This window comes from Actinomadura sp. KC216 (genome assembly GCF_004348535.1).
GTDB lineage: Bacteria > Actinomycetota > Actinomycetes > Streptosporangiales > Streptosporangiaceae > Spirillospora.
On the sequence record NZ_SMJX01000133.1, the window covers coordinates 1 to 21,029 of the forward strand.

A 21,029-nucleotide genomic window follows, 5' to 3' on the forward strand; every position below is an offset into this window, starting at 1 on the left:
GGTGTGGGAGGGGAACGACCAGGTTCTGCGACGCCGGGTGGCGGTCAAACTGGTCCGTGCCGATCTGCGCGATCACCCTCAGGCGGCCGAGCAGGTGAGGGCCCGGTTCCGGCGGGAGGGTGAGGCCGCCGCCAGGCTCAACCATCGCAACATCGCCACGGTCCATGACTTCGGCGAGCATCGGCAACTTGGACGCGCCGGTGGCAACCAGATTGTCCCGTTCCTGGTCCTGGAATTTCTGGCGGGTGGCGATCTGGACTCGCTACTGGAGGATGCGCCCGGGCAGGGCTTGCCGATCGACCAGGTCCTCGAATATGCGGTACAGGCGTGCGAGGGCCTGGCCGCAGTCCACAGCGCCGGTGTGGTGCATCGCGACATCAAGCCCGCCAACCTGATGCTGGTGGCCGACGGGACGCTGAAGATATGCGACTTCGGGATCGCCCGCATCGACGACGCCACCAGCGGCCTGACCAGGGTTGGGACGGCCATGGGCACGCCCGCCTACATGGCTCCCGAACAGCGTCAGGGCCTCCCCGTCGACCACCGGGCGGACCTGTACGCACTCGGCGCGACCCTGTACCGCCTTCTCACCGGCAGGACGCGCACTTCCGGCCCGCCCGGCGCTCACCGGATCGGCATCCCCGCGCCCCTCGACGCCCTCATCAGCGCCCTACTCGCTGAGAATCCCGAGCACAGACCCGAGTCCGCGTCCGCGGTCGCCGACCGTCTACGCGCCATCTCCCGCCACAAACCCGCGGATCGACCGCGCGCGCAGGTCTCGCAGGACCATGCCCCCGCCACCGGCTGGGAACCGGAGTGGCATCTACGCTGGACCAGCCAACCGCACGCTCCAACGCGCGGTGAGAGCAATTCGGTGCAATCGGTGGCGTTCGCGCCACACCCGGTCGATGGGCGGCTGCTGCTGGCAACCGGTTCCCACGACAACACGGTGCAATTGTGGGATGCGGCCACCGGAGAACGAATCGGCCAGACCGGCGACACCATTCTGGGACGGTTGCGAGAGGCCACCACCGGAAGACTGACCGGTCGGCCTCTGACCGGCCACACCAAGCCGGTACGGGCAGTGGCGTTCGCACCAAAACCCGTCGATGGAGCGCTGCTCCTGGCGACCGGCTCAGACGACAAAACAGTACGGCTCTGGAACGCGGCAACCGGGAAGCCGGTCGGCGAACCCCTGACCGGCCACACCAGGCCGATACGGGCGGTGGCAATCGCGCCACAGCGGGTCCCTGGACCAGGCCTGCTCCTCGCGACCGGCTCGGACGACAAGACGGTACGCCTGTGGAACGCGGCTACCAGGAAGCCGGTCGGCCAGCCTCTGACCGGCCACACCGAGGCCGTGAACTCCGTGGCGTTCGCGCCGAAACCGATCGACGGGCGAACACTGCTGGCCACCGGTTCTCTCGATAAGACGGTTCGCTTGTGGGACGCGGCCACCAGGAAACCGGTCGGCGAACCCCTGACGGGCCACACCAGCCCGGTGCGGTCAGTGGCGTTCGCACCCCGTCCTGTGAACGGCCGACTGCTTCTGGCCTCCGGCTCCGCCGACGGGACAGTGCGACTGTGGGACGCAACCACGGGAGAACCCGTCGGCCAGCCCTTGACCGGCCACACCAGGCCGGTGCGAGCGGTGGCATTCGCGCCGCAGCCGGTCAAAGGGCGGCCGCTACTGGCGACCAGCTCCGACGACAAAACAGTGCGGCTATGGGACGCAGCCACCGGGGCACCGCTCGGTCAGACCCAGCACACCAGACCGGTGAAGTCCCTGGCGTTTGCGCCGCAACCGGTGGATGGACGTCTGCTGGTGGCCACCGGCTTCAGCGACGGGTCGGTCCAAATCTGGGACGCGTGAGCCCAGTCCCGCGCTCTCCCACCTCCGCGACGGCCGGGTGCCGGGTCGACGGTATGGAACACGGCCTTGCTCGGGCTTGACACCTCGGCACCGAAGGATCTTGACGTGTCCGACATCCAGAAACGTGGCGTGGCCGAACTGCTCGGTGAACCCGTCGGCAGCCGACCGTCTGCCGCGCAACAGATCTGGAGCCAGGTCAATGACACGAACAATGCTTGTCACTCGCCTTGCCACAGGGCTCGCGACCATGCTGGCGGCGCTGGGCGTCCAGCCCGCCCATGCTGCCGGCCCCACGCCGAGCCTCGCGGTCGAAACCGTGCCCGTGTCGGGGGCAGCCCCGGCCTCCGTAGCAGCGGCGGCAGCGGCGGAAGAGGAGGTGTGCGATGCGGGCCAGACGTACCGCAGCCGGGTCTTCCGGACCGACACGAAGCGCGTCGTCTACACCTTCACCGTCTTCGTGAAACGGTGTGCCATCGGCGACCTGGCGTTCACCAGAGAACTGGGCTTCGACGCGGTCGAACCCGCGGTGCCGGATCCCATCATTTTTACCCGCCTGAGGTCCAGCTCGTTGCCGGGGCGTGCTCCGCAGTCGGTCACCACGTACGAGGGGGTCCTTCAGGTGGACGCGTGCTTCGGCAACCCGTGCCAGCTCTACGAGCACAAGTTCTTCGGCCTATCGACCTCGACCTTCCAGACCGGCAGATTCCAGTTCCTCAGGCTGCAATAGAAGCGTCGCACTTCTTCCACTTCACCACCTACCCCGACGACACCCACCCGGCGGCGCCCATCGACGGACTGGTACCAATGCCGTTCAGCTGGGTGGGTGATGTGCCGACTTGCACGGAGGTGCCGGCTCGCGTTCGGGATCGCAAATCCAACCTTAGGGGCGCGCGCCACAAGCCGTGTTCCGTTGGGGTGATAGGTCCGTTACCGTTGTTCGTTGCGTGGGCCTTTGGCGGTATCACTGGGGAAGGCGCCTAGTTTTCGACCCGCTTCGGCGATGTCGTCCGTCAGTTGGACCATGGTGCGCTCGTAGCGATCGACGAGTTGGTCGAGTTCCGATTCGACGCCGCCCAGCAAGCCGCCGGTGCTCTCGCGGATGGTTTGTTCCAGGTTGTCCACGGCGTCGTTGAATGCCTCCTGGATTTCGGCCGCGATGGTCGCCGAATCGCGCCGAGGGCCCGTCCGCAGGGCTTCAGGAGCGATGGTCAGACGTTCGACACGGCCCTCGAAGTTCAGGACGACCGTGATCAGGCCGTTTCTGGAAACGCCCGTCGCCTGAAGGGCGCCGGGTGCCGGTTCGCTCGGTGCTCGTTCGTTCTGAACAGGTCGAATGCTGTCCCGGGAAGCGGACCGTTCGTCCACGTGTCACCAGCCTCTCGACCTCTCGGCAAGAACGGTGTGCAGCCTACTGGCGGGCTTGCCCGGTCCACCGGAGGTATTGACAAGATTGTTACGATACCGTCATGTCCGACAGCTTCGCCATCAGTACGCAGAGCCTTCGAGAGTCCAGCAGTAAGATCCGACAACTCGGCCAGCAATTATCCAGCCGTCAGGAAGCGATGAAATCGCAGGTTGCCGGTGGTCCTGGCGTATGGGGGGCCGATGAGGAAGGAATGGCCTTCGGCGGCGCGTACCAGGAAGTCGCAGCCAAGATGGGCGAGCTGTTGGGAGCGCTGGCCGAGGCATTCGACACTGTCGGCCACAACCTCAACGTCCATGCCGACAACGTCGACGCCGCCGACGAGGCGGTGAAGAAGCGGCTGGTCGAGATCGAACGCGGCATCGGCGGAAGAGCATGACCCTGACCCTTCCCCCTGACCTGGCCGATCTCGTGGCCAAGGCGGGAGGTCGCTGGCCGCAGGCCGATGAGGACCAGTTGCACGACCTCAGCGGCAAGTGGACCGCCATGGCCGGCGAGCTCCGCAGCCTAAAGAGCGGCAGCTCGCCGGCCGCCCAGCTGGTCCGGACGCAGAACCAGGGTGCATCAATCGACTCTTTCGGAAGCCTCTGGGCGCAGTTCGAGCAGCAGCTCGACGCCTCGATCGCTGCAGTGGAAGGAACAGCCACCGCGGTCAGGTCCATGGCCTCCGCAGTGTTCGCCGCCAAGAAGGCCATCGCCCAAGGTGCCGCCTCGGTCTATGGGAAGATCCTTGAGATCCGCCGACTGGCGGGCATGTCAGGCGGAATCATCTGCGCGGTGGGAAGGCTTCTCCTCCCGCTGCTGCGATGGTTATGGAAGTACATATGGCAGGTCCTGCGATGGCTGTTGACATGGATCTGGAAGGGAATCGTTTGGTTATTCAGGACTATCGCAGGATGGATCGCGGGGGCCTACGAGTGGTTCAGGAAGCTGTTCAAAGGCAAGAAGGGCAACCAGCCCGGCGGCAAGAACAAGCCGCCGGGCCACGGCGGGAAGAAGCCGCACCGCGAACTCACGCCCCAGGAGCGCCAGGAACTCGACAGACACAGAAACGACCTGGCGGCCAAGGACCCGCAGCGCTACAGCGATTACCAGAAGGACCCGGATCACCGCCGCAGAGACGGAACCTACGACATTGACGACAATGCGCGAGCCGAAGCGAAGACCGGACTCGATCTCAGGGAACGCGGCTATCTACCCAGCGATCTGCAGCGGCCGCAGGGCAGAGGTCAGGGTGACTTCTACTCGCCGAGTACCGGCAAGTACTATGATCTAAAAGAGGTAGACCCGTCGCCCAATTTCAACGTCAACAACTTCGAGAACAAGATAGGCAACATGTTCAATAAGAACCGGGAGGTGGTCGTCGACCTGCGGAACGCGCCGCAATCTCACATCAATCAGATCCAGCAGATGGCGGCCAGGCGCGGTTGGCAGAACCGCATCGTCTGGTACCCGTAGCCAGGACGGCGATGATGGAAGTCAGAAGATGGCCCACCGGCGGCTCTGCGGCTGCGGCGCTGCGTCTGTACCTCGAACGGGCCGCACAGGGCGTGAGCGGTCCGCTGAACGCCTTTGGCCTGGATTTCACCGGTGCGGAGTTGAACGGCCTAACGCTCAAAAGCGCCAACTTCGCGGAGAGCGTGCTTGAGGGGGTCGTGTTCGACGAGTGCGTCCTGAATCGTGCGGACTTCACGAGCGCGAAGATCATGCGCTGCCGCTTCGACAAGGTCGAGATGATGGGGGCCGACCTCATGCTGGCCAAAGGACGGCAGGCATCCTTCGTTGGCGCCTGGCTCTCGGGAACCGAGGCTCAAAACGCCGATCTGCGGGAGGCGGACTTCCGCAGGGCCTTTCTCGGCGGCGTGGACTTCTCCGAGTCAGACCTCGGCGGCGCCGACCTGCGCGGAGCCGAACTGGAACGCACGTTCTTCATGGCATCGAGCCTGATCGGTGTACGACTGCAGGGCGCGACCGGCACCCTGATAGGCCCGTGCGTCGTGGCGCCCGACGTCGAGCTCTCGGGCCAGGAACTTGAGAAGTGGATGGCGAGCCACGGCGCCACGGTGTCGGTCGTAGCTCCTTAGTCACGAACTGACGGAAAGCGGAAGCGTTCTTCCCCAAGCCCGACTCCGTTCGTCGAGCCGGTTCAGGCCGAGTTCCCTTGCGAGACGCACGGCTTCCTCGTACTCCGCGCGCAGCGGCGGCCTGTTGATGTCCGCATATCGTTCCTCCGACACGAGACCCATCGGGGTGTACTGCGCCATCAGATTGACGTACGTCCCGCCGCCGAGTTCCTCGACGATCCATCGGAGGACGCGTGCCGTCTCATCAATCATTCCCGGCATGACCAGGTGACGTACCAGGAGGCCGCGGCGGGCGAGACCAGCGTCGTCCAGCACGAGCGGCCCCACCTGGCGGTGCATTTCCCGAATGGCCGACAGAGCCACCTCCCGGTAATCCGGCGTCCTGAGGTGTTCCCGCGCGGAAGCCGCCGTCCAGACCTTCAGGTCGGGCACGTAGACGTCCACCACCCCGTCGAGAAGCCGGAGGCTCTCCATACCGTCGAAAGAGCTGGAGTTGTAGACAAGGGGTAGCGCCAAGCCTCCTCGGAGTCCCTCAAGCAAACCCTCCAGTAGTTGCGGGACCACATGTTCAGGCGTGAACACGTTGACGTTGTGGCACCCGCGTTCCTGGAGCTCCAGCATCATGGCGGCAAGTCGTGGTGGCTCCACCCGCTGCCCGCGCACAGTCCACGAGACATCGTGGTTCTGGCAGAAGACGCAGCGCATCCCACATCCCGAGAAGAAGACCGCCCCCGACCCCCCGGTGCCGCGCAGGCAACGCTCCTCACCGAAATGCGGGTAGTGGGCGGCCACTACGGCGTGACGGCCAATGCCGCAGAAGCCGACCTCATCACCAGTCCGGTCCACCTTGCAGGCACGAGGGCAGACCCGGCAGCGCTCCGGTCCGAGCAGTTCCCTGGCCGATGCGACCCGCCGTGCCAGTTCCCGCTCCCCCAAAGCGACGTAAGCCGCCGTGCCCAGCATCACACCCGCCCTCTCCGACAATCATCATGCGAATGTGGAAACAACGTAGGAGATAAATCTACGAGCTGGCTGGCCGACCGATCCGGCAACACCTGACGCAGCCGCCCCACATCCCGGCCCGCAGCTAGATGCCCTGTACGGTTTCCGGCTGACCTGCCGGGAGATCGGGGACGGCGACCCCAAGCTAGATGCTGGCGATGACACCATCCCGCTGGACTCAGGCATGTCGCCGTGCTTCGAACCCACCGCCGACGGCAGGAACAGGTCAGAGCCAGGTGGGACTAGGCGTTGCAGGACTCAGGCGGGCGTCGAGGGGCGGGGGATGCCGGCCCGGTGAGCACCGGGCGGGCCGGAAGTGCGCGTCCTGCCGGTGAGAAGGCGGTACAGGGTCGCGCCGAGTGCGTACAGCTCCGCCCGGTGGTCGACGGGGAGGCCCTGACGCTGTTCGGAAGGCATGTAGGCGGGCGTGCCCATGGCTGCCCCACCCCGATCGGGCCGCGGGTGACGTCGTCGCTCCGGGTCCTGGCCGAGCGCGGTACGGTCACGGCCGCCGCCGAGAACTGTTGCAGGCGCAGGGACGGCGGGTGCGGCTGACACCGGCGGCGCACACGGTCCTGCGGCACGCTGACGTCCTGCACGCCCAGTGGGAACAGGCCCGCGCCGAGCTGGCCGCTCGGATCAAGTAGCGCATCGACGTCGGCGTCGAACGGGACGCAGGCGACCGGTGCTCAGCATCCTTGGCTGACCGGCGCCGTGACTTGCCGTCCCATGCGCCGAAGGAGGCGCCCGCGCAGGCGGTGGAGATGCAGCCGATCGCCGCCCAGCCGGACCACGTGAGGTGCTCGCCGAGCAGGACGAGGCCGGCGACCGCGCCCGCGGCGGGTTCGAGGCTCACCAGCACGGCGACCACGCCTTCGGGCAGGCGGCGCAGCGCCGCCATGTCGAGCGACCACGGGATGACCGCGGACAGGACGGCGATGCCCAGCCCGGCCGCGAGCAGGCCGGGCCGGGTCAGTTCGCGACCGGCGAGCGGCGCCAGCGGGAGGGTGAGCAGGGCCGCGAAGGCGACCGCCCAGGCCAGCGGCGCGCCGTCCGCCGCCTTCGCGCCGGCACGCTTGTTGAGGACGAGGTAGGCCGCCATGCACGCGCCGGATCCGAGGGCGAACGCGGCTCCGGTGAGGGAGAGCCGGCCGCCGGCCGGGCCGTGCAGGAGCAGCACGCCCGCGCCCGCGACCGCGGCCCACAGCAGGTCGCGCCTCCGGCGCGCGCGGAGCAGCGCGAGCGTCAGCGGGCCGAGGTACTGGAACGCCGAGGCGACCCCGACCGGCAGCCGCTCCATCGCCGGGAAGATGAGGTGCATTCCGGCGATGGCCGTGCCGAGCGCGGCGGCCAGGCCGAGCGACTCCCCGCGCGGCGGCCGGGGCCGCCAGAGCAGGAGGAGGATCAGCGCGGCGAACCCCAGCCGGAGCGCTACCACACCGGCCGATCCGACTGACGCGAACAGCCCCTTCCCGCAGGCCATCCCGGCCTGTATCGAGACCACGCTGCCAAGGACCAGCGCAGGGCCCGGGACGCGGGGTCGCCCGCTCTGTCCGCCGCCCGGAGGCGCGGGCGGCTTCGTGGTCGCCGTCATGCGGCCAGTCTGCGATCACTCGATTGTTCGGGTCCATCGAAAGATTTCGAATAGAACCATGTTGAATGGCCATATGATCGATCCCCGTCTCCAGACGCTCCGGGTCCTGGCCGAGCGCGGTACGGTCACGGCCGCCGCCGAGGCGCTGCACCTCACCCCTTCGACCGTGTCGCAGCAGCTCCGTCAGCTCGCCCGCGACCTCGGCGTCGAACTGCTGCAGGCGCAGGGACGGCGGGTGCGGCTGACGCCGGCGGCGCGCACGGTCCTGCGGCATGCCGATGTCCTGCACGCCCAGTGGGAAGAGGCCCGCGCCGAGCTGGCCGAGCACCGGGAGGGCACGTCCGGACAGGTCCGGTTCTGCAGCGTGTCCAGCGCTCTGGCGGCACTCGTCGCGCCCGCCGCGGCGATACTTCGGCGGGAGCATCCGCGCCTCACCGTCCACATGAGCGAGAGGGAGAGCGACGACGCCGCCCACCTCCTGCTGGCCAGGCGCGCGGACATCGCGGTCTTCATTCCGAGCGCGCACACGCCCGCGCCCGGTGACACCCGGTTCGGCCAGTGGCCCCTGCTGGCCGAGCCGCAGGACCTGCTCGTCCCGGCCGGGCACCACCTCGCCGCCGCCGGCACGGCACGGCTCGCCGACGCCGCGGGGGAGCCCTGGATCGGCTCGCCGGACCGCTCCGACCAGCATCAGCTGATGCTCGCCTCGTGCTCGGCCGCCGGGTTCGCGCCGCAGATCGTCCACGAGGCCTACGAGTGGTTCGCGGTCTCGGCTCTCGTCGCCCACGGGTTCGGGGTCGGTCTGGTGCCGCGGCTCGCGCCGCTGCCACCGGACGACGGGACCGTGCGCGTGCCGCTGCGGGGCGAGGTGGTGCCGGTGCGCCGCATCGTCACCTGCGTCCGCCGGGGCAGCGAACGTCAGCCACCGATCGCACACGGCCTCGCAGCGCTCAAGGACGCCGCGCGAACGATCGGGGGCGACCAGCATCGGGACGAAAGGCGATAAGCGGTCGCCTGGATTGACGTTGGCGTGACTCTTCGTTCCGACGCGTGCCGGCTCCAAAACTGCATGGTCGGTTGCTGCGGCAGCCCGCGCTCCCCGTCAGCCGTCCGGGCGTCCCGCGGGGGCGAGCAGAACCTCATGGCGTGGGTCGAGAGGGTGCGGAGAGACGTGCGCGGAGCAGATTGCCCCGCTGGCGTCCGCCCCGCAGCGGACTGAACTGTCTGTCAGGTCGGCCGCGGGGGTTTGGTCAGGGCGTCGGGTGAGCGAGTCGGGCCTTCCGCAGGAGCGCGTGCAGATCAGCGACGGGCTGCACTCCGGAGACCGGCGGGAGGCCGCCGATCACGAGGCTTGGCACGCTGGTGACGCCGTGCTCCGCCGCGCGACGCCGGTCGGCGCGCACCTCATCGGCGTAATCGTCGCCGTCCAGGACGGTGCCCACCTCTCCGGTGTCCAGCCCGGCCTCGCCACCCAGGCGCCGCAGGACCTGCGCGTCGGCCACATTGCATCCCTCGGTGTGGTAGGCGTGCAGCAGCAACTCCATCATCTGGTCGGCCCGGCCGCGGTCGGCGGCGAGCTTGACCAGCCGGTGCGCGTCGAAGGTGTTCACCGGACGAGCCAGATGCAGGTTCAACTCCAGGCCCTCGGCCGCGCCCAGGGACCGGATCCGGGAGATGCGAGCAGGCGCCTGCTCGCCCCACCAGTCGGCCATGGCCTCAGCGGCGGCCGGGCCTGGTGTCCGGCCTTCGTCCGGCGCGAGTTCGTAGGCGCGCCAGACGATTTCGATATCGGTGTCGCTGGACTGCCGGGCCAAGGCGGCCGTCAGGCGCCTCTTGCCGATGTAGCACCAAGGGCACAGTACGTCGGCGTAAATCTCGAGTTTCATGAACGTCCCGCGCAGTGATCGTGGTCGATGGGGCAAGTCCGCCCGATTTGGCGGCCTGGCGGCGGGTCGGCCGAACGCAGCTGCCCGGCGGCCGGAACCGTGCGGTCAGGCATCGAGGGGCTGCGGCCCTGGGCCGACCGCGCGGATGACTGTGTCGGAGGTCTCCACGAAGTGGCGGAAGTCCGCCTCGCTCGCCCAGTGCACGATGTTGCACACGCGGCTGCGGTCGGCGCTGACATGGAAACGCGCCGAGCGGTAGCCGGGATGGACGCGCACCCACCGCTCCTGAATCTCCGCGAACGCTGCCACGAACTCACGCTGGGTGTCATGGCCATCGACGGTGTAGTCGATGGTCGAATAGAAACCGGATTCCGTGCTCACGACACCCCTCAATGTCGGACGAGGGGCAACGCCCCGGGCCGCCATCGTGCAACCTCAATCCCAGTTGAGGTCAAAATGTCAGCGCGCGGCCCGCGGAGTGGCAGCGGCGCCGAGGCTGGCACCCGGGGATGTTCTCCACGGTTGCCTCACTCGTACGGTTGGCCGGATGGTCAGCGAACGACGTATTCGCTTGATCGGTGAATCAGGCGCCAGGCGATCAGCGCACTGGTAGTAGGGGCTCCGCCGGTCATCGACGCGGGAACGGCCATCTGCGACGGGTCTTGCAACTGGCGAAAGAGATGGCGCCCTTCTGCCGGTCACGGCGGGTCCCGTCATCGCCACGCCCCGTGCCCTCGCCGAGGATCTAAGGAAGCGTTGTCATGACCGGCGACTCCACCGTTCTGACCGAAGGCCAGGGCCGGAAGCCGCTGCCGCTGTCCGCGGCACTGGAGGCCGTCAACGCGTCCACAAAACTCACTATGACCTGGTCGGCCAGATGAGGTCAGGTTCCGTCATTCCGGTGGTTCTCGGTCAACCGGGCCGTGGGGGTGGAGGTCTTCTTTACGTTACTGATTGCCCGTCGAGCGGACGGAGGGGGCCGTGTCCGTGTTAATTCGACGCTGCCGGGGGTTCATCGCAGCGATCATCGCCGTCGTCCTGGTGGGGGCGCTGGCGGCACCGGCCAGGGCGGACAGCGCCGGAATCGAAGGAACGGTCACTGACGCGAAGACCGGAAAACCGGTGGCGGGCGCTTGGGTCGAGGCGTTCAATTCCTCGGGCGGGCACTCCGGTGGCGCGAACACCGACGAGTCCGGTCACTACGATCTTTTCTGGCTGCGCCCGGGGGAATACCGGATCAAGGTGATCGCCACCGACTACCACGACCAGTGGGCCTTCGACAGGCCCGACCAGGCGTCGGCCGATCCGGTGGTCTCGCCCGGCACGGCTTCGCTGCGCCTGAAGCCGATCGAGTACGGCTCGATCTCCGGCCGGTTCGTGACCGCTTCCGGATCCGGGGTGGCGAGCGCCGCCGTGGAGGTGTACGACGCTTCGGGCAACCAGCGCGACCGCCAGATCACCGATGTCGACGGGGCATTCACGTTCTCCCGGCTGGAGTCCGGTGATTACAGGCTGTCCTTCGACTCGAAGGGCAACCTGCAGTGGGCCCACGGGAAGCCGCACCAGCATCAGGCCGATCCGATAACGGTGCGGCCCGGCGAAGAGACGACCGTCACCGAGATCGCGTTCCCGACAGGGGACCTCGAGGTGAGCGTCGTCGACACCAAGACCCGCAAACCGCTGGCCGGTGCGAGCGTGGCGGCGCGGGAAGGGCCCCGGACGCTCTTCGGCGTGACCGACGCCGAGGGGAAGGTGTCGTTCGACGACGTCCTCACCGGGACCTATTCGTTTTCGATAGCACCGCCGGAGGGTTACCTCTACGGACACATCGACGATGTGGTCGTACGGGCGGACGCCACCACGAGCGTCACCGGCAGGTTGATGCGCGAGGCGTTGATCGTCCTGACGTTCCGCGACTCCAAGACCGCCGAACCGGTGTCAGGTGCGTGCGTGACGCTGTTCGGCACGCAGGCCGCCACCACCAAGGCCGCCGCCCGGAAGCGGGGGCGCGCAACTCTCAGCGAGGAGTGCAGCGACGCCAACGGCACGCTCCGCCTCCCCCAGCTGTGGCCTGGCAAGTACCGGCTGTTCATCACGCCCACCGACGGCGTGCACGGCCGCCAGTGGGTCGGTGCGAACGGCGGCACCGGGGACATGGAGAAGGCGGCGTGGTTCACGCTGACCAGCGGCCGTGTCGTCAAGACCGGGGTGAGGATGGACGCGGCGGGAGCCATCACCGGGACCGTCACCGACGCCCGCATCGGCAAGCCGGTCGAGGACGTGTGCGCCTGGGTGCAGCCGGCGAGCCCATCCAGCCCGGACGTGTGGGACCGCAACTGCACCGACTCCGGCGGGCGCTACACGATCGACGGCCTGGGACCCTACGACTGGCGCGTCCAGTACCCGGACTTCCACGGGCGTTATGTCTGGCAGTGGTCCGGTGGAGCGCCCGACCGCTTCGCCGCGCGCCCGGTGAGGGTCGTGGCCGGGCGGACGGCGACCGCCGACGCCCGGTTGCCGCAGACCGGCAAGATGACCGGCAAGGTCATCGGTGCCGTGGTCCCCAACGAGTACGTGACCGTCGTCGCCGTCAGCACGCGGACCGGCGACGTCGCCGCGCCCTGGGCCACGGTCACGGGAGACGCTGAATACAGCCTGTACGGCCTGGCCACACAATGGATCAGGCTCGGCTATTCGGGCGGACCCGGCGATCTGATCTGGTATCCGCGGCCCCTGCATGTGGTCGCCGGAGAGACGACCAAGGGCCCCGATCTGGCGGTCCCGAAGGAATGACAGGGGACATCGGGGTCGACGGCTGGGACCAAGATCCCGAGCCTAAGAGCCTCTGCCTGGGCCTGGCGAGCCGTCCCTGTTGCGATGACGAGGTTCAAGCCTTGGCGCGCAGGTCCGGACGTAGCCGGGGGCATTGGTGATGTCGGGCCCAGTCGGGGCCGGGCTGCGGACCTGGGGCTGAGCACGCCCCAGGCCATCGGATGGTCAGTTGCGTCGGAGGCCGTCCCGCAGCCCATACAGCGCCAGCCCCACCGCGCCGACGACCCTACGGCGAGTTCTGTGTGAGGTAGGGACGGGGGCTTCGGCCGGCTAGCAGGGCCGTCGGACGGGGTGTGCCGGCCCACGGGCAAGAGAACCGTATGCGACCGCCATGCGACGGCCATGGCGCGCGGCAGGGGGGTCTCGCCTTCGCGGTGGGTACGGCTCGTTCTCCGGTCCGGGCGGACCCGGGGGTGTCCGCGGCGCCGGAGCGGGACGCCCGAACTGCACCGTTCTCGGGTGGAACGTCCGTAATCGGCAGGCACCGAAACGGAATTCGGCAGGTCAAGGATAGAATCGATCACTTCTGCCGGCAAGAAACCGCGTGTTAGCTTGAAGTGCGCCGCGATTTCGGCGATGCATGCACGAAATTGAGCAGGATACTCGCCAGCGCAGGAAAGGCGGACCGATCGGCCATGACTTTGCTGCACACCACCGCGCACCCGATCCTTTCCCAGGCGAACGCCGTCGGCCAGGGATTCGACATATACGGCACGATGAGCGATGACAGCCTCATCACACCGCTCTTCGATCTCGCGGAATCCGGGTACCACACGTTCACCTTCCTCGGCCACGAGTGGGACATTCCGAACGACGTGCTGGGACGGGAGGACACCAAGACCTACTTCTACAGCGTCACCGGCGAGGCCCGGGACGAGTTGCAGGCATCCCTCTCCGCCGAACTGGGCGTCAGCGCGTCCTACGGGGCGTTCAGCGGGGAATTCAAGTCCGAGTTCTCCGGCGAGTACACCCGCTCCAGCGAGTACATGTTCAGCTACCACAACATGTACGCGCAGCTCGCGCGGCTGCAACTCGCCGCCGATCCGAAGTTTCCGAGCAAGGCGTTCACCGACCGGGTCGCGCAACTGCCCGCCACCTTCGACGAATCGGAACTGCGAGCCTTCATCGAATTCTTCGACAGCTTCGGGATCTACTACACGACCGAGGTGAGCCTGGGCGCGTCCCTCGGGTTCTGGGTCGCCACCGAGAAGCGCAGCCAGATGGCGAAGGCGGAGATCAGCGCGATGCTGAACGCCCAGTACAAGGGGCTTTTCAGCAGCGGCTCGATCTCGTCGAAGATCCGCGGCAGCAGCGAGTGGAAGGCGTACTCATCGAACTCGAGCGTCGGCATCCGGGCCATCGGCGCGGACCCGGCGAAGGGCGCCCGGGTCGCCGCGCTGGACCCGTGGAACCCGTCGCAGGCCAGTGTCGAGGCGTACAACGCCTGGGTCGACTCGATTGCCACCGACCCCGCCATCGTCGACTTCAAGTTGCGCGGGATCTGGGAACTGTGCGGGGACCGGCGCAGGGCCGTCCAGGAGGCATGGCAGGCGTACGGGCAGACCATGCGCCCCAAGCTGATGATCACGACCTCGACCACCCTCTACCCGCCGCCCGAGCCTCGGCCGCCGGCGATCACCATCGGCCACCTCCTCAAGCCCCCGAACCCGCCCGCGTACAACGCCGGCTACCAGCTGATCGTGCTGGACGGGCGCAAGGACATCACCACGGAAGGCGCGGTGCTGTTCGACCGGTACTACGGCGTCGACGCCAAGACCTGGTCGCATACCTACACCGCCATGTACCAGACGATGGCGGAGGACGTCACGGCCCAGGGCCTCCTCATGAACGGGAACATCCTGGTCCTGGCCGGCTACAACATGAACTGGGACGCCGTTCCGAGCCCGGAGTTCATCGACGTGCTCCGGGCGGCGGGATGCGGTGAGCAGCTCACCCACTGGCTCCAGACCGCCAACCCCGGCAGTGCCATCGGGTTCCCTGCCAACATCATGGCCGTCGGCATTCTCGGCCAAGGCATCGGGACCGCGATCGAGTTCATGGTGCGCGAGAACGAGATGAAGCCGATTCCGGCAGAACTCGGCGTCCTGTTCTTCCGCAACCCGGACGGCAGCGGTTACACGATGAGCACGGGCTGACGCGAAGAGGGGGCACGGTGGGCCCATCCCGCGCGCGGCCGAATTCTCGTCCCAGGCCGAGAATCCTTGTGCTGGCGCAGGGTGGGCCCACGGGTTTCGCCCGCGTGGCCACCGGCATCATGAACAGCCTGCACCACGAATTCGAGTTCCACCATTTCATGCTGAACCGCCGCGACCTGCGCGGCGAACGCCCGTGGGAACGGTACGCCAACCAGGTGCCCGGCGACCCAGATGGGCGCACCCAGATTCCTGCGCTATTGGCCAGCCTCCAACCGGACGCCGTCCTGTTCTTCCACGACTACTGGTTGTACTGTGCTCACTTTCCAGCTATCGAGCGGTGCAGGCCGAGGCCGAGAACGGTCGTGTACTGCCCGGTGGACGGACCGCTGTCACAGCCCGGGCTCCTTTCACCGCTGCGTTCCGCTGATCGGATCATCGCCTATTCACGGTTCGGTCGCGCGGAACTCCAGCGCGCCCTGTCGAGATCCGATATCGCGGTGATTCCCCACAGTATCGACACGGAGGCGTTCCGTCCGCTGGGTGACGTCGCCAAGGCCAGGCGGCTCCTCTACGGCCCCGATCTTGAGGACGCGTTCATCGTCCTCAACGGCAACCGGCACAGCGTCCGGAAACGGCTCGGGCTGACCATCGAGGGATTCGCGCTCTTCGCGGCCGGCAAACCCCGCAACGTGAAGCTCCATCTGCATTCCGGAATCCCGCCCCGGACCCTGGCCGACCACGACCGCTATCTCCGGCTCAGGCGGGACGGGCGGATACTGCACACCGATCCTCGAAGCCACGAGTTCCCGGACGTCAGCGATCGGCGGCTCAACGTCGTCTACAACGCCTGCGACGCCGGGGTGAACACGGCGTCCGCCGAAGGGTTCGGCCTCGTCTCCTTCGAGCACGCCGCGACCGGCGCGCCGCAGATCATCCCTGGCCATCCGGGTTGCCGGGAGCTGTGGCACGAGAAGGCGATGTTCGTACCGCCGGTCCAGGCCGACGACATTCCCGGCGACTACATCGCGCACAAGCTGGTGGCGCCCACCGCGGTCGCCGCCGCGCTCGAGGAACTGTACGCCGATCCGGCGGGACGGGCGAAGCGCGGAAGCCTAGACCAGACCCACGCCCGCCGCCGGGCACTGCACGTGAGCGAGACCGCCACCGCTTGGCGGCACGTCCTGCACGCACTCCTCGACCAGCGGCAATGATCCCTGGCGGGGTCGCAACAGGCGCCACGGCATCCAGCTATCCAGTGCAGGAGGGAGGCGGGAGCGACCGACATTGCCCCCAGCCGGCGGGTGGTGATCTTGATGCCTCGTGGAGGGCGCTCACGACAAGTCGTCTCATGTCCCGGCGACGTCGGCGGACGGCCACGGTCACCCGTCCTGCGACGGAGCCGTGTGCTGAGGCTGGACATCGACACGTGCGCCTGCCGGCCCGCGGGGGCGACCTGATCGTCCGCCACGGCAGGAAGGGCGGGTTCCGTGAAGTGCCCCTGCACCCGAGCCTTCGCGCCGTGCTGGAGGAGTGGCTAGGTGAACGGGCCGGCTGGAAGGGCGCCGACTCCAGCTGGGCTCTGTTCCTCAACCGCCGGGGCTCTCGCCTGTCATCGCGTTCCGCCCACGCCGTGCTGCGGGCCGTCGTCGCCGCCGCGGGGCTTCCTCTCGGCCGCGACGGCGGCGGCGACGGCGCCTTCACACCCCGCGTGCTGCGGCACACCGCCGGCCAGGCGATGGCGCGCCAGGGGACCGACACGGTCGTCGTCGCCGATCTCCTCGGCCTCTCTGTTGAAACCGCCCGTCGTCACCGTCCGCTCACAGAAGAGGATCGCCGGCGAGCGATCCAGCGGCTCACCGTGGAGGAATGACCTCGGGCGCCCGTCGCCGGTCGCAGGGGCGGGCATCGTCCTGCATCAGTCCGGGGTGAAGCGGTCTGGCGTGGTGAGCCAGCCGAGTCGTGCGGACAGGGTGCGTGCGCAGGTGACGATGGTGGTGACGTGGTCGGAGTCGTCGTCGGCGCGCCACAGGACCGACCAGGGGTAGTAGGACGCCGGTTCGGTGAGCGGACGCCACAGGGTGCCGGGCAGCGCGCTGACGCACGAGGACGGCACGCAGTACAGGCAGCGCCCCTGGGCGACCAGGTCGGCGGCGGCGCGGATGCTCTCGACGGTCCCCGCGTACACCGTCGGTGTGAAACCGGCGGCCCGGCACATTTCGATGGTGAACTGGTTGAACTCCGGGGCCTGGGCCTCTTCGGCGAGCAGCAGCGGTTCCCGGGCCAGGTCGCCGACCGGCACCGCGTCCAGTTCGGCGAAACGGTGTTCGCGCGGGAGCAGGACGCCGAGCGGGTCGTGCCGGAACACCTGCGAGGCGATGTGGGGCGGGGCGAGCGCGGCGCGGCCGATGCCGACGTCGAGGCGGCCGTCGGCGAGCAGCCGGTACTGCTCGGGCACGCCCGCCTCGATCTGATGGACGACCAGGCCGGGACGGTGCGCCTGCGCCTCCTGGAGGATCTGGGGCATCGAGTCGTAACTCGCGTCGATGATCCCCACGCGCAGGGCGGGCACGGCGCTGCCGGTGTTCCGGGCGATCGCGACGGCCCGGTCCACATGCGCCAGGATCTGCCGGGCCTCGACCAGGAACGCCGCGCCTGCGACGGTCAGCGCGACATGGTGCGTGCTGCGTTCCAGCAGCCGGACCCCCAGCTCACGCTCCAGCCGCTGGATCTGCTGGCTCAACGCCGACTGCACGATGTGCTCCTGCGCCGCCGCGCGGCCGAAGTGCAGTTCCTCGGCGACGGTCACGAAATAGCGCAGCTGGCGCAGCTCCACGACCGGCACCTCCCGCACGAGAGCATACGTACGCGGCCGATCGGCAGGAACCCTCCGCCGACCCGCGCGGGTGTTATGGGCGCTGGTGATGAGTTCCGCTCGCCTTGGCGGTTTCCGGTCGGCGCCGGCGGCGATTGACTGATTCGGCGATACCGGATCCAGGATCCACCGGGCCGGACGCGGAGATCGTCGGGGGCGGCGGAGAGGAACACCTGCAATGGGCACTGACCGCGACAGGCATCTCCAGATGGCATCCGTCTTCCCGCTCAGCCCGAACGGATCGGTGCCGCGTTGCAAGCACGTCGACGGGCTGGCGCCGGTGACCCCGCGGTCGGACCGCTGCCCGGGCTGCCAAGCGCTCGGTGCCACCTGGACAAGGCTGCAGGTCTGCCTGAGCTGCGGTTGGGTGGCGTGCTCCGACGACTCACCCCACCAGCACGGCCGAGCGCACTACCAGGAGACCGACCATCCCGTCGCCGGCGCCCTGGAGCCCGGTTCCTCGTGGAAATGGTGCTACGTCCACCGGCGCGAGGTTTGACCCGCTCAGCGGCTCGGCGCCGCCCGCACCTGCCCCGGTGGCGGGACGGGAAGATCGCTGGGCGCTGAAGAGTCCGTTCGGGAGTCGTACGGGTGAGCCGTGGACGACGGGGCGTACCGGCCTGCCGAGGCGGCTGGGCTCTGCCGGGCCGAAGCGTCGCGACCTGCCGTGTCATGGACTCCGAGGCCATCGTTCGTACTGGTCACAAAGACTCCCTTCGGGGGAGGCGCTCATGGGGGCACAGCTCAGGTCGTTCTGCAGGCGGGAGAGCGGCGAGCGTGTCGGCACGGTCTCGGGGCCGCGTGCCCGGCCGACCCGGGACGGCGCCGCAGGCGGCCAGCACGATCGCCCCTGTAGGACCGCGTGGACACGCTGGAGCGCCGTCCCGGACGGCCACGGACGGTTCGGCGGAGAAGCGGTGCCGTCGTATCCGTGGCGGCGTCGACGGACGCCGCACGTGAGTCCGGTGAGGCGTCGGTGACGTGATCGGCGATCAGGACGTCCTCCGATCCGGAGCGGGACGGCCGGTCCGGAGCGGGACGGCTGAGCCAGGGCCGTCCGCCGCGGTGAGGGACTGCTCACCGTGCATCGGACGGCCCCGGTGGATCAGCGCGGCCCCAGCAGTGACCGGCCACCGTCCAGCCAAGCCCGGTGATCTCTCCGGGGACACAGGCGATCGGCGAACGGCTCATCACGATGGCTGATCGGCGGCACGGCGACGCCGGCGAGCCCGCGCGTGGGCGGCGTGCGCATACACTGCGGGCGTCCGGCAATGACGGCACCGCGCTCGCGGTCGACCCGCACGCCGGTGACCCTGGCCGCCGGAGCGGCCCTCCTCAGCTGATCTTCGCAACCTTCCGGGCCGTGTACGACCGCACGCCCGGCAACGGCGACAGTGCCCCTGCCCGGTGGGCGGCCTGGACCTCCACCGGGCAACGATCGGAGACTCATGCCCGCCCGAAGCCATGCCGGAGGGGACACTTCATCCCCCCACCGCCCCTATGTCCTGACAGCCAATTGAACGGCGGCGGAACGCCGACCGGACCGACGCTGGGAATCACCGCGCGATCGGGCAAGGAGAACGAGCGCCGGCAGCCGATCCACCCGCTGCACCTCGACCGGCTCGACCCCGCCCTCCGCTCGCGCGTCTATCTCGAACGCGGATACGGCGAACGATTCGGTGTCCCGGACGAGCACCTGGCGCCGCTTGTCGCCGGGCTCCTCTCCCGCGACGAAATCATCGCCCGCTGCGACGTCGTCCTGATCCTCAAACCGCAACCCGATGACCTCAAGCAGATGCGCCCGGGCCAGACCCTGTGGGGGTGGCCGCACTGCGTCCAGGACCCGGAGATCACCCAGCTCGCCATCGACGGGCGGCTGACGCTCATCGCGTTCGAGGCGATGAACCACTGGACGCCCGACGGCGGATTCGCCCTGCACGTCTTCCACAAGAACAACGAACTCGCCGGGTACAGCTCGGTGCTGCACGCCCTCGCCCTGACCGGCGCCACCGGCGCCTACGGACGGCGGCGGCGCGCCGCCGTCATCAGCTTCGGCGCAACGGGACGGGGCGCGGTCACCGCCCTGAACGCGCACGGCGTCCACGATGTCGACATCCTGACGCAGCGGGGCGTGAGCGCGGTCGGCTCGCCGATCCACTCGGCCCGGATCGTCCACTTCGACCGCCACCCCGACGACCCGGCCCGCACCCGCGTCCTCACCGACGACGGCCTGGTCCCGGCCGCCGCCTTCCTCGCCCGGCACGACATCATCGTCAACTGCGTCCTCCAGGACCCCGGCAACCCCCTCATGTTCGCCACCACCGGCGACCTGCCGCTCTTCCCCTCCGGCACCCTGGTCGTCGACGTGTCCTGCGACGCGGGGATGGGTTTCGAGTGGGCCCGCCCGACCTCGTTCGACGACCCCATGTACACCGTCGGCGGCAACGTCCGCCACTACGGCGTGGACCACAGCCCGTCCTACCTCTGGGACTCGGCGACCTGGGAGATCAGCGAGGCGCTACTGCCACATCTGCCCACGGTCCTCGCGGCCCCCGCCGCCTCCGCCCCGAAGACCGACACGATCATCGAGCGCGCCGTGGAGATCCGCGACGGCGTCGTCCAGAACCCCGACATCCTCTCCTTCCAGCACCGCTCACCCACCTACCCGCACCCCCGGCTCTGACGACTGCCGGCCGACGCGGCGCCTCCCAGCGCTTCGGCGCCACGCATGGAACGGGTGGTCTCCGGCGGAGCCGCGGGATAGGTTCGCCATTGAGACTCCCTGTCTGCGCCGATGGGGCGATGATCCCCGCGTGGTGATCAAGGATGAGAACCGAGGTGCCCGGGTCTGGGCGCTGATCCACGGGGTCGCCGGAGCCGAGGCCGTGTCGGTGGCACATGTGTGCCGGGCCGCCGGCCTGTCGGCGGGCACGGACGGCGCGTCCCTGTCGGTGGTCACGAGGTCGGATCGGCGGACGCTGCTGCACGCGACCGACGAGACCGCTCGGCGGGTGGACGCCCTGCAGTTCCTGCTCGGCGAGGGTCCGTGCATGGACGCGTGGACGCAGGGTGGGCCCGTGCTGGCGGCCGATCTGGATTCGGGTGTGTCCCGGGCACGCTGGCCCTGGTTCGCGGCGTCGGCGCTCGAAGCGGGGGTAGGCGCGTTGTTCGCGTTCCCTTTGCAGGTCGGCGCGATCCGTCCGGGTGTTCTGGTCCTCTACCGGGCCGGGCCCGGGTCCTTGTCGGGGGAGCAGCTGGCCGACGCGCTGGTGTTCGCGCGTACCGCGTTGGCCGTCACGTTGGACAC

Annotated in this window: 19 protein-coding genes and 2 pseudogenes; 14 read left to right on the forward strand and 7 right to left on the reverse strand. The window is 68.7% G+C overall.

The genetic code is table 11. The features are described 5' to 3' along the window. Positions 1-1,873: serine/threonine-protein kinase (locus tag E1264_RS44710; protein WP_132176732.1), on the forward strand; the 1,873-nt coding region annotated here is incomplete at its 5' end. Positions 1,874-2,120: 247 nt separating this feature from the next. Continuing rightward, a complete protein-coding gene (locus E1264_RS22725; RefSeq protein ID WP_132176734.1) occupies positions 2,121-2,600 on the forward strand; it encodes a hypothetical protein in 480 nt (159 codons plus the stop codon). A 200-nt stretch (positions 2,601-2,800) separates the two neighbouring features. Here E1264_RS22725 and E1264_RS22730 read toward each other — a convergent pair whose 3' ends face one another. Beyond that, a complete protein-coding gene (locus E1264_RS22730) occupies positions 2,801-3,238 on the reverse strand; it encodes a YbaB/EbfC family nucleoid-associated protein (RefSeq protein WP_132176736.1) in 438 nt (145 codons plus the stop codon). Positions 3,239-3,339: 101 nt separating this feature from the next. Here E1264_RS22730 and E1264_RS22735 point away from each other — a divergent pair, with 101 nt between their 5' ends. The 3 genes from E1264_RS22735 to E1264_RS22745 are packed head-to-tail and all read left to right on the forward strand — an operon-like array spanning position 3,340 to position 5,380. Next, positions 3,340-3,675, forward strand: coding sequence for a type VII secretion target (locus E1264_RS22735; RefSeq protein ID WP_132176738.1), 336 nt, complete (start codon positions 3,340-3,342; stop codon positions 3,673-3,675). Further along, the gene (locus E1264_RS22740) at positions 3,672-4,754 is read left to right on the forward strand and encodes a hypothetical protein (RefSeq protein ID WP_132176740.1); all 1,083 of its coding nucleotides are present in this window, start codon (positions 3,672-3,674) and stop codon (positions 4,752-4,754) included. Before E1264_RS22735 ends, E1264_RS22740 begins: the two co-directional genes overlap by 4 nt. Positions 4,755-4,765: 11 nt before the next feature. After that, a complete protein-coding gene (locus E1264_RS22745) occupies positions 4,766-5,380 on the forward strand; it encodes a pentapeptide repeat-containing protein (protein ID WP_132176742.1) in 615 nt (204 codons plus the stop codon). Here the strand turns inward: E1264_RS22745 and E1264_RS22750 are convergent, their stop codons facing one another. Together E1264_RS22750 and E1264_RS43575 are read right to left on the reverse strand one after the other, a co-directional pair. Next, positions 5,381-6,346 (reverse strand): radical SAM protein, encoded by a 966-nt coding sequence (locus E1264_RS22750; protein WP_207936083.1) that lies wholly within the window; start codon positions 6,344-6,346, stop codon positions 5,381-5,383. A 294-nt stretch (positions 6,347-6,640) separates the two neighbouring features. After that, positions 6,641-6,799, reverse strand: a complete 159-nt coding sequence (locus E1264_RS43575) for a hypothetical protein (RefSeq protein WP_165964313.1) — start codon at positions 6,797-6,799, stop codon at positions 6,641-6,643. A 66-nt stretch (positions 6,800-6,865) separates the two neighbouring features. Here E1264_RS43575 and E1264_RS45410 point away from each other — a divergent pair. Further along, positions 6,866-7,011, forward strand: a pseudogene (locus E1264_RS45410) (LysR family transcriptional regulator); the annotation flags it as partial. Positions 7,012-7,139: 128 nt separating this feature from the next. Here E1264_RS45410 and E1264_RS46250 read toward each other — a convergent pair. After that, positions 7,140-7,976, reverse strand: a pseudogene (locus tag E1264_RS46250) (EamA family transporter); the annotation flags it as partial. Between the two features lie 73 nt (positions 7,977-8,049). Here E1264_RS46250 and E1264_RS22765 point away from each other — a divergent pair. Then, positions 8,050-8,982 carry a LysR family transcriptional regulator gene (locus E1264_RS22765; protein WP_132176744.1) on the forward strand — a complete coding sequence of 311 codons (933 nt, stop codon included), beginning with the start codon at positions 8,050-8,052 and terminating at the stop codon, positions 8,980-8,982. Between the two features lie 244 nt (positions 8,983-9,226). Here the strand turns inward: E1264_RS22765 and E1264_RS22770 are convergent, their stop codons facing one another. Together E1264_RS22770 and E1264_RS22775 are read right to left on the reverse strand one after the other, a co-directional pair. Then, positions 9,227-9,862: a DsbA family oxidoreductase gene (locus E1264_RS22770; RefSeq protein WP_132176746.1), complete on the reverse strand. Its 636-nt coding sequence runs from the start codon at positions 9,860-9,862 to the stop codon at positions 9,227-9,229. 105 nt (positions 9,863-9,967) lie between these two features. After that, a complete protein-coding gene (locus tag E1264_RS22775; RefSeq protein ID WP_132176748.1) occupies positions 9,968-10,243 on the reverse strand; it encodes an antibiotic biosynthesis monooxygenase in 276 nt (91 codons plus the stop codon). A 573-nt stretch (positions 10,244-10,816) separates the two neighbouring features. On the opposite strand from E1264_RS22775, the gene E1264_RS22780 reads away from it, so the two are divergent. From E1264_RS22780 to E1264_RS22795, 4 genes are all read left to right on the forward strand, one after another. Continuing rightward, positions 10,817-12,655, forward strand: a complete 1,839-nt coding sequence (locus E1264_RS22780; RefSeq protein ID WP_132176750.1) for a carboxypeptidase-like regulatory domain-containing protein — start codon at positions 10,817-10,819, stop codon at positions 12,653-12,655. Positions 12,656-13,329: 674 nt separating this feature from the next. Then, positions 13,330-14,850 carry an MAC/perforin domain-containing protein gene (locus tag E1264_RS22785; protein WP_132176752.1) on the forward strand — a complete coding sequence of 507 codons (1,521 nt, stop codon included), beginning with the start codon at positions 13,330-13,332 and terminating at the stop codon, positions 14,848-14,850. 104 nt (positions 14,851-14,954) lie between these two features. Beyond that, a complete protein-coding gene (locus tag E1264_RS22790) occupies positions 14,955-16,061 on the forward strand; it encodes a glycosyltransferase family 4 protein (RefSeq protein WP_132176754.1) in 1,107 nt (368 codons plus the stop codon). 215 nt (positions 16,062-16,276) lie between these two features. Beyond that, on the forward strand, positions 16,277-16,720 hold the full coding sequence (locus tag E1264_RS22795; RefSeq protein ID WP_165964314.1) for a tyrosine-type recombinase/integrase: 444 nt from the start codon (positions 16,277-16,279) through the stop codon (positions 16,718-16,720). A 45-nt stretch (positions 16,721-16,765) separates the two neighbouring features. On the opposite strand, the gene E1264_RS22800 is transcribed toward E1264_RS22795, so the two are convergent. Next, complete coding sequence (locus tag E1264_RS22800; protein WP_165964315.1) at positions 16,766-17,701, reverse strand: LysR substrate-binding domain-containing protein; 936 nt, start codon at positions 17,699-17,701, stop codon at positions 16,766-16,768. Positions 17,702-17,900: 199 nt separating this feature from the next. Between E1264_RS22800 and E1264_RS22805 the strand changes: the two genes are divergently transcribed. The 3 genes from E1264_RS22805 to E1264_RS22815 form a co-directional block, all read left to right on the forward strand. Next, positions 17,901-18,221: a UBP-type zinc finger domain-containing protein gene (locus E1264_RS22805; protein ID WP_207936085.1), complete on the forward strand. Its 321-nt coding sequence runs from the start codon at positions 17,901-17,903 to the stop codon at positions 18,219-18,221. Between the two features lie 1,017 nt (positions 18,222-19,238). After that, positions 19,239-20,405, forward strand: a complete 1,167-nt coding sequence (locus E1264_RS22810; RefSeq protein WP_207936086.1) for a N(5)-(carboxyethyl)ornithine synthase — start codon at positions 19,239-19,241, stop codon at positions 20,403-20,405. A 130-nt stretch (positions 20,406-20,535) separates the two neighbouring features. Further along, positions 20,536-21,029: GAF domain-containing protein (locus E1264_RS22815; RefSeq protein WP_132176762.1), on the forward strand; the 494-nt coding region annotated here is incomplete at its 3' end.

Bases quoted from the DNA above. Each gene is read 5' to 3' on its own strand.
- E1264_RS22805 (WP_207936085.1), top strand. From the start codon at position 17,901: ATGGGCACTGACCGCGACAGGCATCTCCAGATGGCATCCGTCTTCCCG.
- E1264_RS22745 (WP_132176742.1), top strand. From the start codon at position 4,766: ATGATGGAAGTCAGAAGATGGCCCACCGGCGGCTCTGCGGCTGCGGCG.
- E1264_RS22765 (WP_132176744.1), top strand. From the start codon at position 8,050: ATGATCGATCCCCGTCTCCAGACGCTCCGGGTCCTGGCCGAGCGCGGT.
- E1264_RS22785 (WP_132176752.1), top strand. From the start codon at position 13,330: ATGACTTTGCTGCACACCACCGCGCACCCGATCCTTTCCCAGGCGAAC.
- E1264_RS43575 (WP_165964313.1), bottom strand. From the start codon at position 6,799: ATGCCTTCCGAACAGCGTCAGGGCCTCCCCGTCGACCACCGGGCGGAG.
- E1264_RS22735 (WP_132176738.1), top strand. From the start codon at position 3,340: ATGTCCGACAGCTTCGCCATCAGTACGCAGAGCCTTCGAGAGTCCAGC.
- E1264_RS22725 (WP_132176734.1), top strand. From the start codon at position 2,121: ATGCTGGCGGCGCTGGGCGTCCAGCCCGCCCATGCTGCCGGCCCCACG.
- E1264_RS22740 (WP_132176740.1), top strand. From the start codon at position 3,672: ATGACCCTGACCCTTCCCCCTGACCTGGCCGATCTCGTGGCCAAGGCG.
- E1264_RS22770 (WP_132176746.1), bottom strand. From the start codon at position 9,862: ATGAAACTCGAGATTTACGCCGACGTACTGTGCCCTTGGTGCTACATC.